At 66.1% G+C, this 14,905-nt stretch carries 11 protein-coding genes and 1 pseudogene; 9 read left to right on the top strand and 3 right to left on the bottom strand.

Annotation, left to right across the window (positions count from 1 at the left end; translation table 11 throughout):
- Nucleotide 1: 1 nt before the first annotated feature.
- The 8 genes from paaE (at nt 2) to paaZ (ending at nt 9,408) form a co-directional block, all read left to right on the top strand.
- Entirely contained in the window at nt 2-1,081 is a 1,080-nt protein-coding gene (gene paaE, locus H3H39_RS14210; protein ID WP_182154032.1) for a 1,2-phenylacetyl-CoA epoxidase subunit PaaE, read from the top strand.
- 34 nt (nt 1,082-1,115) lie between these two features.
- Complete coding sequence (paaG, locus tag H3H39_RS14205; RefSeq protein WP_182154031.1) at nt 1,116-1,907, top strand: 2-(1,2-epoxy-1,2-dihydrophenyl)acetyl-CoA isomerase PaaG; 792 nt, start codon at nt 1,116-1,118, stop codon at nt 1,905-1,907.
- A 2-nt stretch (nt 1,908-1,909) separates the two neighbouring features.
- On the top strand, nt 1,910-3,463 hold the full coding sequence (gene paaH, locus H3H39_RS14200) for a 3-hydroxyacyl-CoA dehydrogenase PaaH (RefSeq protein ID WP_182154030.1): 1,554 nt from the start codon (nt 1,910-1,912) through the stop codon (nt 3,461-3,463).
- Nucleotides 3,464-3,584: 121 nt separating this feature from the next.
- Complete coding sequence (gene paaI, locus H3H39_RS14195) at nt 3,585-4,019, top strand: hydroxyphenylacetyl-CoA thioesterase PaaI (protein ID WP_229218052.1); 435 nt, start codon at nt 3,585-3,587, stop codon at nt 4,017-4,019.
- Between the two features lie 52 nt (nt 4,020-4,071).
- A complete protein-coding gene (gene paaK, locus H3H39_RS14190; RefSeq protein ID WP_182154028.1) occupies nt 4,072-5,394 on the top strand; it encodes a phenylacetate--CoA ligase PaaK in 1,323 nt (440 codons plus the stop codon).
- A gap of 69 nt (nt 5,395-5,463) precedes the next feature.
- Nucleotides 5,464-6,669, top strand: a complete 1,206-nt coding sequence (pcaF, locus tag H3H39_RS14185) for a 3-oxoadipyl-CoA thiolase (protein WP_182154027.1) — start codon at nt 5,464-5,466, stop codon at nt 6,667-6,669.
- A gap of 17 nt (nt 6,670-6,686) precedes the next feature.
- On the top strand, nt 6,687-7,298 hold the full coding sequence (paaY, locus tag H3H39_RS14180; RefSeq protein WP_182154026.1) for a phenylacetic acid degradation protein PaaY: 612 nt from the start codon (nt 6,687-6,689) through the stop codon (nt 7,296-7,298).
- Between the two features lie 58 nt (nt 7,299-7,356).
- Complete coding sequence (gene paaZ, locus H3H39_RS14175; RefSeq protein ID WP_182154025.1) at nt 7,357-9,408, top strand: phenylacetic acid degradation bifunctional protein PaaZ; 2,052 nt, start codon at nt 7,357-7,359, stop codon at nt 9,406-9,408.
- Between the two features lie 28 nt (nt 9,409-9,436).
- Here paaZ and H3H39_RS14170 read toward each other — a convergent pair.
- Nucleotides 9,437-10,606, bottom strand: a pseudogene (locus H3H39_RS14170) (M24 family metallopeptidase).
- A gap of 248 nt (nt 10,607-10,854) precedes the next feature.
- Between H3H39_RS14170 and H3H39_RS14165 the strand changes: the two are divergent.
- The gene (locus H3H39_RS14165; protein ID WP_182154024.1) at nt 10,855-11,643 is read left to right on the top strand and encodes a ferredoxin--NADP reductase; all 789 of its coding nucleotides are present in this window, start codon (nt 10,855-10,857) and stop codon (nt 11,641-11,643) included.
- Nucleotides 11,644-11,703: 60 nt separating this feature from the next.
- On the opposite strand, the gene H3H39_RS14160 is transcribed toward H3H39_RS14165, so the two are convergent.
- Both H3H39_RS14160 and H3H39_RS14155 read right to left on the bottom strand, forming a co-directional pair.
- Nucleotides 11,704-13,056, bottom strand: a complete 1,353-nt coding sequence (locus H3H39_RS14160) for an MBL fold metallo-hydrolase (protein ID WP_182154023.1) — start codon at nt 13,054-13,056, stop codon at nt 11,704-11,706.
- A gap of 152 nt (nt 13,057-13,208) precedes the next feature.
- A complete protein-coding gene (locus H3H39_RS14155) occupies nt 13,209-14,870 on the bottom strand; it encodes a TRAP transporter large permease (protein WP_182154022.1) in 1,662 nt (553 codons plus the stop codon).
- Nucleotides 14,871-14,905: the final 35 nt, after the last annotated feature.

The raw sequence follows: 14,905 nt of genomic DNA, 5'->3' as shown, positions 1-14,905 counted from the left end.
TATGAGCAAATTCTATCCGTTGACTGTCTCGCAGGTGCGCAATGAAACGCGCGACACCATCGCCGTCACCTTCGCCGTGCCGCCGGAACTGCGCGAGAGCTTCGTGTTCCAGCAGGGCCAGCACCTCACGCTGCGCACCCACATCAACGGCGAGGACGTGCGCCGCTCCTATTCGATCTGCTCGGCGGTGCAGGACGGCACGCTGCGGGTGGCCATCAAGCGCACCGCTGGCGGCCTGTTCTCCGGCTGGGCCAACGACACGCTCAAGCCGGGCGCCACGCTGGAAGTGATGCCGCCCATGGGCCACTTCAACGTGCCGCTCGATGCGCAAAGCCGGCGCCGTTACCTGGCCTTCGCGGCCGGCAGCGGCATCACGCCCATCCTGTCCATCATCAAGACCACGCTGATGGCGGAGCCCAACAGCAGCTTCACCCTGTTCTACGGCAACCGCGCCTCCTCGTCCGTGATCTTCAAGGAGGAACTGACGGACCTCAAGGACCAATACCTGGAACGCCTCAACCTGGCCTACGTGATGAGCCGCGAGCAGCAGGATATCGACCTGTTCAACGGCCGCATCACCAAGGAAAAATGCCAGCAGTTCCTGCAGCACTGGATCGATATCAAGGACTATGACGTGGCCTTCATCTGCGGCCCGGAGGACATGATGCACGGCGTGTCGGAGGCGCTGCAGGAAGCGGGCATGCCGAAATCGCAGATCAAGATCGAACTGTTCGCCGCCAGCATCCCCAAGCACCAGCACCAGAAGCGCGCGCTGGACCCGGCGCTGGCCCGCCACGAGACGGAAGTGACGGTCATCATGGACGGCAACCACAGCACCTTCACCATGGACAAGGACAAGGAATCCGTGCTGGACGCGGGCCTGCGGGCCGGCGTCGACATGCGCTATTCCTGCAAGGGCGGGGTTTGCTCGACCTGCCGCTGCAAGGTGGTGGACGGCAAGGTCGACATGGACGTCAACTACGCGCTGGAGGACTACGAGATCGCGCGCGGTTTCGTGTTGAGCTGCCAGAGCTTCCCCGTGACGGACAAGCTGGTGGTCGATTTCGACCAGGCTGAATAAACTCCATCAACAGAATAACCATCCGCGAGACGCCATGAACTACGAAAACATCCTGTTCGAGATCAACGACGGCATAGCCCAGCTCACGCTGAACCGCCCGGACAAGCTCAATAGCTTTACCCAGGCCATGCACGATGAAGTCAAGCACGCGCTGCACCGCGTCAATGGCGACAAGAGTGTGCGCGTGTTCGTGCTGACCGGTGCCGGGCGCGGCTTCTGCGCGGGCCAGGACCTGGCCGACCGCGCCGTGGAACCGGGCGCGCGCGGCGTCGACCTGGGCGACTCGGTGGAGAAGAACTACGCGCCGCTGGTGCTGGCGCTGCGCGCGCTGCCCATGCCCGTGATCTGCGCCGTCAACGGCGTGGCCGCCGGCGCGGGCGCCAACATCGCGCTGGCCTGCGACATCGTACTGGCCGCCAAATCGGCCAGCTTCGTGGAAGTGTTCTGCAAACTGGGCCTGATTCCGGACACGGGCGGCACCTACTTCCTGCCACGGCTGGTAGGCACGGCCCGCGCCATGGGCATGGCCATGCTGGGCGAGAAACTCAGCGCCGAACAGGCCGAAGCCTGGGGCTTGATCTGGAAGTGTGTTCCCGACGACGAACTGGCGTCGCAAACGGCCGCCATGGCCAGACACTTCGCCAGCGCGCCCACCAAGGGCCTGGCCTTCACCAAGCAGGCGCTGTACGCCAGCCCGGCCAACACCCTGCAACAACAGCTCACGCTCGAATGCGACATGATGAGCGAACTGGGTAACAGCGACGATTACCGCGAAGGCGTGGCCGCCTTCATGGCCAAGCGCGCGCCGCACTTCACGGGTAAATGAGCATGGCCGCGCTCCCGACTACACGCGTGGTGGCCGTCATCGGCAGCGGCGCCATGGGCAGCGGCATCGCCCAGGTGGCGGCCGCCGCCGGCTATACCGTCAAGCTGCACGACGCTCGGCCGGAAGCGGTGGCCAAGGCCATCGCCGGCATCATCGGCATATTCAACAAGCTGGTGGCAAAAGAGCGCATGAGCGCGGTCGATGCCGCCGCCGCCGCCGCGCGCCTGCAAGCTGCCGCCACGCTGGCCGAAGTGGCCGACGCGGGCCTGGTGGTGGAAGCGATCGTGGAAAACCTGGACGCCAAGCGCGCCCTGTTCACGGAGCTGGAATCCATCGTCGGCGACGACTGCATCCTGGCCACCAATACCTCCTCCATTTCCGTCACCGCCATTGGCGGGCCACTGCGGGTGCCGCAACGGCTGGTGGGCATGCACTTCTTCAATCCAGTGCCGCTGATGGCGCTGGTGGAAGTGGTGAGCGGCCTGGCCACAGACGCCAACGTGGCGGCCACCGTGTCCGACACGGCCGCCGCCTGGGGCAAGAGCCCGGTGCACGCCAAGTCCACGCCGGGCTTCATCGTCAACCGGGTGGCGCGGCCGTTCTACGCCGAGGGCTGGCGCTTGCTCAACGAGCAGGCGGCCGACGCGGCCACCATCGACGCCGTGCTGCGCGAGGCGGGCGGTTTCCGCATGGGGCCTTTCGAGCTGATGGACTTGATCGGGCATGACGTCAATTTCGCCGTTACCCAGTCCGTGTTCCAGGCCTATTTCAACGATCCCCGCTTCACGCCGTCGGTGCTGCAGCAGGAGCTGGTCAACGCCGGTTTCCTGGGCCGCAAATCGGGCCGTGGCTGCTATCCATACGGCGCAGGTGCGAGCGTGCCGCAGCCGCGTTGTGAAGCGCCCCAGTCCTGCCCCGCCCAGGTCAACGTCGAAATGGCGCCGGGCGCGCATGCGCCTGTCGTCGAGGCGCTGGCGGCCCGCCTGCGCGAGCGTGGTATCAATGTGCCGCCGCGCCACGCGCCGGAAGGCCACGCCAGCGGCGAGGCGCCCGCGTTCCACTGCAACGGCGCCGCCGTCTACCTGACGGACGGCCGCACGGCCACCGCCCGCGCGCGCGACAACCACCATTCCGATACGGTGCTGTTCGACCTGGCGCTGGACTTCGCCACGGCCAAGCGCATCGCCGTGGCCTGCGCCGACCAGTGCAGCCCGGCCGCCTTCAACGCCGTCGTCGGCCTGTTCCAGGCGGCCGGTTTCACCGTCACCCGGCTCGACGACGTGCCCGGCCTGGCGGTGATGCGCACCGTCGCCATGCTGGCCAACGAGGCGGCCGACGCCGTGCAGCAGGGTGTGTGTAGCGCGCAGGCGGCCGATATCGCCATGCAGAAGGGCGTCAACTATCCGCGTGGCCCGCTGGCCTGGGCCGACGCCGTGGGCGTGGACCATGTCGTCACCGTGCTGCATAACCTGGCCATCGCTTATGGCGAGGACCGCTACCGCGTGTCGCCGCTGCTGCGCCGCCGCCAAGCTTCGGGAGCCGCCATCCATGCATAACCCCGCCCTCAAAGAAGTACGCCCGGAAGCCCACAAGGACGCCCATAAGGACGCCCACGCCCACCGGCCTGCGCTGACGCCAGAACAGGCGCAGGCGCTGGCCGATGCGGCTGGTGCGGCCATGTACGCGCGCGACCGCGCCAGCCAGGGGCTGGGCATGACACTCGATTCCATCCGTCCCGGCTACGCGCGTATGAGCATGCCGGTGCGGGAAGATATGCTGAACGGGCACCAGACCTGCCACGGCGGCTTTATTTTCGCGTTGGCCGACAGCGCCTTCGCGTTTGCGTGCAACAGCCACAACCAAAACACGGTGGGCGCCGGCTGCACGATCGAATACCTGGCCCCCGGCCGGCTGGGCGACGTGCTGACTGCGGAAGCGGTGGAGCAGGCGCTGGCCGGCAAGAGCGGGGTCTACGACATCCGGGTCAGCGACCAGGGCGGGCGGGTACTGGCGCTCATGCGCGGCAAATCGCACCGCGTGAGCGGCGAGGTGACGCCGCCGCCGTCGCCGCCGCTGCTGCAACCGCAGCAACCGGCCGCACCGCAAGGCTGATCCGCCGCACATCGCAGCAAGGGGGCGCTGTGTCGCCCGCAAGGAGAGAGCAATGGTAAATCGTATTCCCGGCCCGGACGATCTGGAACCCATCGAGCGCGCCAGCAAGGATGAACTGCAGGCGCTGCAGCTGCAGCGGCTGCAATGGTCGCTGCGCCACGCCTACGACAACGTGCCGCACTACCGGGCCGCGTTCGACGCGGCCGGGGTGCACCCGGACGACTTGAAATCGCTGGCCGACCTGGCCCGCTTCCCGTTCACTGGCAAGAAGGAACTGCGCGATAACTACCCGTTCGGCATGTTCGCCGTGCCGCGCGAGCAGGTGGTGCGGGTGCATGCGTCCAGCGGCACCACCGGCAAGCCGACCGTGGTGGGCTATACCCAGAACGATATCGATACCTGGGCCGGCGTGGTGGCCCGCTCGATCCGGGCGGCCGGCGGCCGGCGCGGCGACATGGTGCACATCGCCTACGGCTACGGCCTGTTCACGGGCGGGCTGGGCGCGCACTACGGCGCCGAGCGGCTCGGTTGCACCGTCATTCCCATGTCCGGCGGGCAGACGGAAAAGCAGGTGCAACTGATCCAGGACTTCAAGCCGTCCATCATCATGGTCACGCCTTCCTACATGCTCAACATCGTCGAGGAATTCCAGCGCCAGGGGCTGGACGCGGCGGCCAGTTCACTCAAGGTCGGCATCTTCGGCGCCGAGCCGTGGACCGATGCCATGCGCGCCGAGATCGAACGCCGCGCCGGCATCGACGCGGTCGACATCTACGGCCTGTCCGAAGTGATGGGACCGGGCGTGGCCAGCGAGTGCATCGAGAGCAAGGACGGCCCTGTGATCTGGGAAGACCATTTCTACCCCGAGATCATCGACCCGGAAACGGGCGAAGTGCTGCCCGACGGCAGCGACGGCGAACTGGTGTTCACTTCGCTCACCAAGGAGGCGCTGCCCGTGATCCGCTACCGCACGCGCGACCTCACGCGCTTGCTGCCGCCCACTTCGCGGTCCATGCGCCGCATCGGCAAGATAACGGGGCGCTCGGACGACATGTTGATCATTCGCGGCGTGAACGTGTTCCCCAGCCAGATCGAGGAACTGGTGCTGAAGATGCCCAAGCTGGCGCCCGTGTATCAACTGGTCGTCTCGCGCGAAGGCCACCTGGACAAGCTGGACGTGATCGGCGAACTGCGTCCCGAAGTGTCGGGCCGCTTGACGGAATTCGAAACGGAAGCCCTGTCGCGCGAACTGGAACACCACATCAAGACCTACGTGGGCGTGAGCACCAAGGTGCGCCTGCTGGCGGCCAACAGCATCGAACGCACGCTGACGGGCAAGGCCAAGCGCGTGGTCGACAAGCGCCCGAAATCTTGAAACACCGCCTGAAGCAGCGCCTGAACCACTGCCTGATCAAGCCAACCACCATCCCAACGAGGAATTTACGTGAACGACGCCTTTATCTGTGACGCCATCCGCACCCCCTTCGGCCGCTACGGCGGCGCCCTGGCCGGCGTGCGCGCCGATGACCTGGCGGCGCTGCCCATCGCCGCCCTGATGGCGCGCAACCCCGGCGTGAACTGGGCCGCCGTGGACGACATCTACTACGGCTGCGCCAACGGCGCCGGCGAGGACAACCGCAACGTGGGCCGCATGGCCGCGCTGCTGGCCGGCCTGCCGGTGGAGGTGCCAGCCAACACCATCAACCGCCTGTGTGGTTCCAGCCTGGACGCGGTGGGCATCGCCGCGCGCGCCATCAAGTCCGGCGAGGCGCACTTGGTGATCGCGGGCGGCGTGGAGAGCATGACGCGCGCGCCGTTCGTGATGGGCAAGGCCGACAGCGCGTTCTCGCGCGCGGCCAGGATCGAGGACACCACCATCGGCTGGCGCTTCGTCAACCCTGTGATGAAGGCGCGCTACGGCATCGACAGCATGCCGGAGACGGCGGAGAACGTGGCCACGGAATTCAACATCAGCCGCGCCGACCAGGACGCGTTCGCGATTCGCAGCCAGCAGCGCTGGGCCGCCGCCCACGCGGCCGGTGTGTTCCGCGACGAGATCGTGCCCGTCACGCTGCATCAGAAAAAAGGTGAACCCAAGGTCGTGGATACAGACGAACATCCCCGTCCCGATACCACGCTGGAGATGCTGGCCAAGCTGAAAGGCGTGGTCACGCCGGACGGTAGCGTCACCGCCGGTAATGCCTCGGGCGTGAATGATGGCGCCTGCGCCATCCTGCTGGCCTCGGCCGCCGCCGCCGAACAATACGGCTTGAAGAAGCGTGCCCGCGTGGTGGGCATGGCCACGGCCGGCCTGGCGCCGCGCATCATGGGCTTCGGTCCATCGCCGGCCACCAAGAAAGTGCTGGCCCAGACCGGGCTCACGCTGGACCAGATGGACGTGATCGAATTGAACGAGGCGTTCGCCGCCCAGGGCCTGGCCGTCACGCGCGACCTGGGCCTGGCTGACGACGCGCCGCACGTGAACCCGAATGGCGGCGCCATCGCCATCGGCCACCCGCTGGGCGCATCCGGCGCGCGGCTGGTGCTGGCGGCGCTGAACCAGCTGGAACGCACGGGCGGGCGTTATGGCCTGTGCACCATGTGCATCGGCGTGGGCCAGGGCATTGCACTCATCATCGAACGCGTGTGACGCGGGGGAGCGACGGCATGGTCAAAGTCTATGAAATCAATGGCGTGACGCCGGTGGTGCATCCCACCGCCTATGTGCACCCTAGTGCGGTGCTGATCGGCGACGTGATCGTCGGCCCGCGTTGCTACATCGGCCCGCTGGCCGCCCTGCGGGGCGACTTCGGACGGCTGATCCTGGAGGAGGGCGCCAACCTGCAGGACACCTGCGTCATGCACGGCTTCCCCGGTTGCGACACGGTGGTCGAGCAGGATGGCCACATCGGCCACGGCGCCGTGCTGCACGGCTGCCGAATCGGCCGCAACGCGCTGGTAGGCATGAACGCGGTGGTGATGGATAAGGCCGAAGTGGGCGCCGACAGCATCGTGGCGGCCATGGCCTTCGTCAAGGCCGGCATGGTGATCCCGCCGCGCAGCATGGCCGTGGGCTCGCCCGCGCGCGTGCTGCGCACCCTGAGCGACGACGAGATCCGCTGGAAGAGCGACGGCACGGCCCAATACCAGGAGCTGGCCGTGCGCTCCATGCACACCATGCGCGAAGTGGAAGCGCTGACGCAGGTGGAACCGGACCGCAAGCGCATCGAATGGGAAACCTCGCTGCCGCTGCACCTGCACAAGAACGCGGCGCCCTGAAACAACAAGCAGGCCCGCCGCGCGCGGGCCGGACGAAGAATCGAACGGAGACAAAACGATGGCTCACATCCACACCCTGCAAAGCCTGATCGGTGGCCGCTGGCTCGGCGCCGAAGCAGCCACGCCGCTGCACAACGCCCTGACCAACGCCGTGATCTACCACACCCACGCCGACCGGATCGACTTCAGCGAAGCCGTCCACTACGCCCGCAAGACGGGTGTGCCGGCGCTGATGGCGATGGACTTCCAGCAGCGGGCCGCGCGCCTGAAGGCGCTGGCCCTGTACCTGGCCAGCCGCAAGGAAGAGCTGTACGCCATCTCGCACCTGACGGGCGCCACCCGCGCCGACAGCTGGGTCGATATCGAAGGCGGCACCGGCACCCTGTTCGCCTATGCCAGCATGGGCAGCCGCGAGCTGCCGTCGTCCAACGTGCTGCACGAAGGCCCGGCCATGGCGCTCGGCAAGAGCGGCGGTTTCGCCGGCACCCACATCCTGGTGCCGCGCGGCGGGCTGGCGGTGCACATCAACGCCTTCAACTTCCCCATCTGGGGTTTGCTGGAAAAATTCGCGCCCAGCTTCCTGGCCGCCATGCCCTGCATCGGCAAGCCCGCCACGGCCACCAGTTACCTGACCGAGGCGCTGGTGCGCATGATGCATGAATCCGGCCTGCTGCCGGAAGGCGCGCTGCAACTGGTGATCGGCGGTACGGGCGATCTGCTGGACCGCCTGACGGGCGCCGACGTGGTCACCTTCACGGGATCGGCCGACACGGCCGCGCGGTTGCGCACCAACCCCAACCTGGTGGCCAATTCCGTGCCGTTTACGGCCGAAGCGGATTCGCTCAACTGCGCCATCCTGGCGCCGGACGTGACGCCGGACGACCCCGAGTTCGACCTGTTCATCAAGGAAGTGGCGCGCGAGATGACGGGCAAGGCGGGGCAGAAATGCACGGCCATCCGCCGCATCATCGTGCCGCAGCAGCAGGTACAGGCCGTGGGCGAACGGCTGCGCGAACGGCTGGCCAAGGTCAGCGTGGGCGACCCGTCGGTGGAAGGCGTGCGCATGGGCGCGCTGGCCTCCAAGGACCAGCAGCGCGACGTGGCCGAACGGGTGGCGATGCTGGCCAAAGGGAACGAGATCGTGTTCAGCGCCGGTGACGGCTTCAAGCCCGTGGGCCAGGGCGTGGAGAACGGCGCCTTCTTCCCGCCCACGCTGCTGCTGTGCCGCGACGGCCTGCGCAACGATGCCGTGCACGACGTGGAAGCGTTCGGCCCCGTCAGCACCATCATCGCCTATGATGGCATCGACGAAGCGATGGCCTTGGCCGCGCGTGGCAAGGGCAGCCTGGTGTCCACGCTGGTGACCAGGGATGTGCGCACGGCCGCCTATTGCGTGCCGATGGCGGCCGCCTCGCACGGCCGGGTGCTGATACTGGACCGGGAAGCGGCGGTGGATTCCACCGGCCACGGTTCGCCGCTGCCGCAGCTCAAGCACGGTGGTCCGGGCCGGGCCGGTGGCGGCGAGGAACTGGGCGGCATCCGCGCCGTGCGCCATTTCCTGCAGCGGGCCGCGATTCAGGGCTCGCCCACCATGCTGGCCGCCGTCACGGGCGAGTATGTGCGCGGCGCGGCTGTGCGCGAGAGCGAGCAGCACCCGTTCCGCAAGTATTTCGGCGATCTGCAGATCGGCGACTCGCTGCTGACCCACCGCCGCACCGTGAGCGAAGCCGACATCGTCAACTTCGGCGGCGTCTCGGGCGACTACTTCTACATGCACTTCGACGAGATCGCCGCGCGCGACACCCAGTTCGGCAAGCGCATCGCGCACGGCTACTTCGTGCTGTCGGCGGCGGCCGGGTTGTTTGTCTCGCCCGCGCCCGGCCCCGTGCTGGCCAATTATGGATTGGACAACCTGCGCTTCATCACGCCGGTGGCGATCGGCGACACCATCCGCGCGCGCCTGACGTGCAAGCGCAAGGTGGACCGCAACCGCACCGACGACAAGGGCGTGGGCCAGGGCGTGGTCGCGTGGGACGTGCAGGTGACCAACCAGAACGACGAACTGGTGGCCAGCTACGACATCCTGACCCTGGTGATGAAGCGCGCCTGATCACCATCGGGGGCGCTGGCCCCAGGGGTTATTTGCCGCGGAACGGCTCGTCGATGCTGTGGGCCGGTTCCGTGAACCATTTGGGACCGGCTTCCGTCATGTAGAAGTGGTCCTCGTGGCGCACCCCGAAGTGGCCGGGGATGCAGATCATCGGTTCGTTCGAAAAGCACATGCCTACATCCAGCGGCGTCTTGTCGCCGCCCACCAGGTAGGGCTACTCGTGGATGTCCAGGCCGATGCCATGGCCGGTGCGGTGGGGCAGGCCGGGCAGCTTGTAGCCGGGGCCGTAGCCGTCCTCCTCCAGCGCGCGGCGGGCGGCGCGATCCACTTCCTCGCACGGCACGCCCAGTTGCGCCGCGTTGAAGGCGGCCAGTTGCGCCTTTTGCTCGCTGTTCCACACGGCCCGCTGGCGCGCGCTCGGCTGGCCGTACACGTAGGTGCGGGTGATGTCGGAAATGTAATTGTGCAGCTTGCAGCCGGTGTCGATCAGCACCGTGTCGCCCCGTTTGAGGGTCTGCACATAGCTCACGCCGTGCGGGTAGGCCGTGGCCTCGCCGAACAGCACGATGCAGAAGTAGGATCCCGAGGCGCCCACCTTGCGGTGCGCGCGCTGGATGAATTCCTCCACTTCCACCGTGGTGATCCCTTCGTGCAGGATGCTGGCCGTGGCCACGTGCACGGCCAGCGTCATGTCCTTGGCGCGCTGCATCAGGGCGATTTCGGCGGCCGACTTGCGGCTGCGGCACCAGGCCGTCACGGTGCGGGCATTTTCCAGCGTGTAGCCGGCCGCCAGCGGGCGGATGCCGTCGAAGATGAAGAAGGCGGCGCTTTCGCATATGCCCACGCGGGGCGGGCGGTCGGCGTCCGGCACCACGCCCATGCGCTGCAGGGTGTCGACGAACAGCTGGTAGGGGCTTTCGTGCTCATCCCAGCAATTGACGCGGCCTTCCACCAGCATGAAGTCCTTGAGCGTGCTGTCCTCGAAGGCGGGAGCGATGTATTCGAGCGCGCCGTGGGCCGGCAGGATGGCGCCCACCATGCGTTCGCTGGCCGACCAGCGGGTGCCGGTGAAGTAGGTCAGATTGGCGCCCGCGTTCACGTAGATGGCCGCGATGCCCTGGTCGCGCATGTAAGCCTGCGCCTTGAGGATGCGTTGCTGGTGCTCTTCCCGGCCGATCGGGACGGCGCCCGCCGTCATGTCGGAAAGGGTGGCCAATGCCTGTTCGATGCTGCTGCCGCCGATGGTCATAGAGTCTCCTGTGGGTGTGTCCGGGGCGCGCGGATCTCAGTGTCCGCGCTGCGCCGATGATAGCAGTTTCAGCCTGTCCGGCGGCGGGCGGCGGGCGCCTAAAATGCAGGCATGTGGTGGAACATGTACAATTACTCCTTCGGCGCCCCGTCGCCATGCTTTAGATGCAACTCCATCAACTTGCAACCCTTACCCGTATGACCACTGCCAATTTCCCGAATTACTACTCAGAAACGGTGACCGAGGTCCATCACTGGAACGAAACGCTGTTCAGCTTCAAAACCACGCGCAACGCTGGCTTGCGTTTCCTGTCCGGCCAGTTTGTGATGATGGGCCTGGAAGTGGAAGGCCGTCCGCTGGTGCGCGCCTACAGTATCGTCAGCCCTCACTACGATGAAATCCTGGAGTTCTACAGCATCAAGGTGCCAAATGGTCCGCTGACGTCGCGCCTGCAGCACTTGAAGGTGGGCGACACCGTCCTGGTGGGCAAGAAGCCGACCGGCACGCTGATCAAGGATAACCTGATGAAGGGCCGCAACCTGTACCTGCTGAGCACCGGTACGGGCCTGGCGCCGTTCATGAGCATCATCCGCGACCCCGAGTACTATGAAGATTACGACCACATCGTGCTGGTGCACGGCGTGCGCTTCGTGAGCGAATTCGGCTACAAGGAATTCATCGAAGCTGAATTGCACGACCATGAATACCTGGGCGACCTGATCAAGGACAAGCTGATCTACTGCCCAGTGGCCAGCCGCGAGCCATTCGTGCGCTCGGGCCGCATTCCGGAACTGCTGGAGACGGGCGCGCTGGCGGCCGAATTCGGCCTGGACCAGCTGGATCCGGAACAGGATCGCGTGATGATCTGCGGTAACCCCGCCATGCTGCACGACCTGTCCGAGATGTTGAAGGCCAAGGGCTTCAAGGAAGGCAACATGAACAACCAGGGCAGCTACGTCGTGGAACGGGCCTTCGTCGAGAAGTAAGCCTGTCTTGCGTCCCCGGCCGCCATGGCCGGGGCGTGCAGTTGGTTTTCTCCCTTCCTGCTAGTTCTTCCCCGCCTTCAAACGCCGCAGCTGGGCCGCCTGGTAGGCGCCAAAAGCGTCGTTGAACAGGCAGCGGATCAGGGGATCGTCCACGATCTCCGCGTCCGCGATTTCCTCCTCCGTCGCCGCGTCAAAGCGCTCATCGTTGATGCGCATATACATCGACGTGAGCGATTCGCCCAACACCAGCGCCGCATACACTTTGGCCAGCGGGACTTCCGTGGTCCAGCCCAGGGGGCTGCTATCGTCATCGGGCAGGCGCGCGATACTGTCGCCGTGCACCCGGTAGCGCAAGTGGGTGACCGTTCCGTCATGACCGTACAGCGACAAACGCCACACGCGCGGCTGGTCGAAATAGCCGCCCGGTTCCAGTTCCATCCCCGCATACTTTTCCAGCAGCCCCGCGTGGCAATAGTCGAGCACCGTTTGCGTCTGCTGCGCCGTCAGCGGCGCGAAGTGACGCGCGATGTCGGCCGTCGCCGGCGGCGCCGCATGGCCGTCGTACTGGTAATCGACGTCCTGCTCACCCACCGGGATCACCCATGGCAGCGGCGCCGATGGCTGCAATGAGGTCGCGTCCAGCGTCACCGAGACGGAGGGATTGAGGCGCACCACCCGCGCCTGCGGCAGCGCCGCCTCCACCGTCTGCTGGAACAGCCGATAAGTGAGCGGGAAGAAGGCGCGGTTGTACCACGACCATGGCTCCTGCTGGAACTGGCAGGAGCTGGGCACCACGTAGCGTGGATTGAGCACTTTGAGTTGATCCAGCCATTCGGCGGGAATCTCCACCGGGTCGATCCCGGCGCGCGATGGCATCAGCACCTCCACCTCGCGCATGGTCTGGAATGGCCACAGCACCATGTGCCATGGCGCTTGCCGCGCCAGTTCGGCCAGCGTAACGGGTGCGATCCAGGCGTCCACCACGTTGAGCACATTCAGCCCTTCGGCCCGGATCTGGAACATGGAGTCGACATCGGCATCGATCGCTTCGCGTGGGACCACCTCGATCGTGCCGATAGTGACCGCTTCGTCGATGCGCAACGCCCGCACGTCGCGGAAGCCCAGTTCGCGCAGCATGGCGAACAGTTCGTCGAACAGGCAGTAGAGGTAGATCGTCGTGTCGCGGTCCAGCAGGTCCAGGCTGTCGAACGAGCAGTGGTCGTCGTGGAAGTGCGAGATGAAGACGGCGGAAAAACGCTGCCGCCGGATCTGCTCAAGGTCGAAGCGCACGTCGGGAAACGCGTGGCAGTTGCGGCTGAACGGATTTTCGAAGACGGGATCGAAGGCGATGCGCGTGGCGCCGCACTCGAACACATAGCCGGCGTGGAGGATACGGGAAATTTTCAGGCTCATGGGGGATATTGTATCCTTCCCGCATCAATCCGCCGCCGGCTCGGCCGCGCCACCGCCCCCGCGCCGCCGCCTTGGGCTGCCACCAGCGCCCATGCGGCAGCGTGTGACAGCTCAGGCTTGGGCGGCTGGTGCGACGCTGTGGCGGGCGCCCATCACTTCTTGTCTGAGTCGGTCGAGAAGTTCAGTTGCGGCGCCTCGTCGTCCTGTTTCGGTTCAGCCGGCGGCGCGCTTTCGTCGCTGGACGGGGTGTCGATCTTCAGCTCCAGCTGTTCATGCATGTCGACCTTCTTCTCCACCGATACCAGGCGCGGGAAGGTGATGATCAAGCCCACCATGATGACCTGGATCAGCACGAACGGAATGGCGCCCCAGTAGATGTCGGACGTTTTCACTTCCTTGGAGGCCACCGAGCGCAGGTAGAACAGGGCGAAGCCGAACGGCGGGTGCATGAACGAAGTCTGCATGTTCACGCCCAGCAGCACGCCGAACCAGATCAGGTCGATACCGAGCTTGTCGGCCACCGGACCCACCAGCGGCACCAGGATGAAGGCCAGCTCGAAGAAGTCGAGGAAGAAGGCCAGCAGGAAGAACATCAGGTTGACGACGATCAGGAAGCCGGTGCTGCCGCCGGGCAGGCTGGACAGCAGGTGTTCCACCCACAGGTCGCCGTTCACGCCGCGGAACACCAGCGAGAACACGGTCGAACCGATCAGGATGAAGATCACGAAGCAGGCCAGGCGCGTGGTCGAGTGCATGGCCTGGCGCGTCAGGCTCCACGACAGGCGGCCATTGAGCATGGCCAGGATGATGGCGCCCATGGCGCCCATGCCGCCACCCTCGGTGGGCGTGGCCAGGCCGACGAAGATGGTGCCCAGCACCAGGAAGATCAGGGCCAGCGGCGGGATCATGACGAACACCACCCGTTCGGCCATGCGCGACAGCAGGCCCAGTTTCAAATGGCGGTTGAGCAGCGCGAACAGGAAGGAACCGATGATGCCTACGCCGGCCGAGAAGATGCCCAGTTCATCGGCCGCCAGCGTTGGATGGGCGGCGCCGTAGTAACGGGCGAAGGCGTAGGAGGCGCCGACGGCGCCCACCAGCAGGGCCAGCAGCGAACGCACGCCGCTGTCGCCATTAGGCTGGCGCAGGTTGCGCGCTTCCAGCGGCAGGGCCGGCACCATTTTCGGCCAGAAGATGGAAACCAGCAGCACGAAGCCGGCGTACAGCGCCGTCAGCATCAGGCCGGGCACGAAGGCGGCCTTGTACATATCGCCCACGGAGCGGCCCAGCTGGTCGGCCATCACGATCAGCACCAGCGACGGCGGGATGATCTGGGCCAGCGTGCCGGAAGCGGCGATCACGCCCGACGCCAGGCGCTTGTCGTAACCGTAGCGCAGCATGACGGGCAGCGAGATCAGGCCCATCGAGATCACGGAGGCGGCCACCACGCCGGTGGTGGCGGCCAGCAGCGCGCCCACGAAGATCACGGCATAGGCCACGCCGCCGCGGATGGGGCCGAATAACTGGCCGATGGTATCGAGCAGGTCCTCGGCCATGCCGGAACGTTCCAGCACCAGGCCCATGAAGGTGAAGAAGGGGATGGCCAGCAGCGTGTCGTTGGCCATGATGCCGAAAATGCGGTTCGGCAGCGCCTGCAGCAGTTCGATGTTGAGCAGGCCAAGCTTGATGCCCACCAGGCCGAAGAACAGGCCATTGGCGGCCAGGGAAAACGCCACCGGGAAGCCCGATAGCAGGAAGATCACCAGGGCGCCGAACATGATGGGCGCCAGATTCGCTGTCAAGAATAATTCCATGTCTCGCGTTCCGCTCTCTTATAGTGTGGGAGGTA

The organism is Rugamonas apoptosis, assembly GCF_014042355.1.
In the GTDB taxonomy this organism is placed as follows: Bacteria; Pseudomonadota; Gammaproteobacteria; order Burkholderiales; family Burkholderiaceae_D; genus Rugamonas; species Rugamonas apoptosis.
The sequence above is the reverse complement of the archived record's forward strand: the minus strand, read 5'-3'. Positions and strand labels throughout refer to the sequence as shown.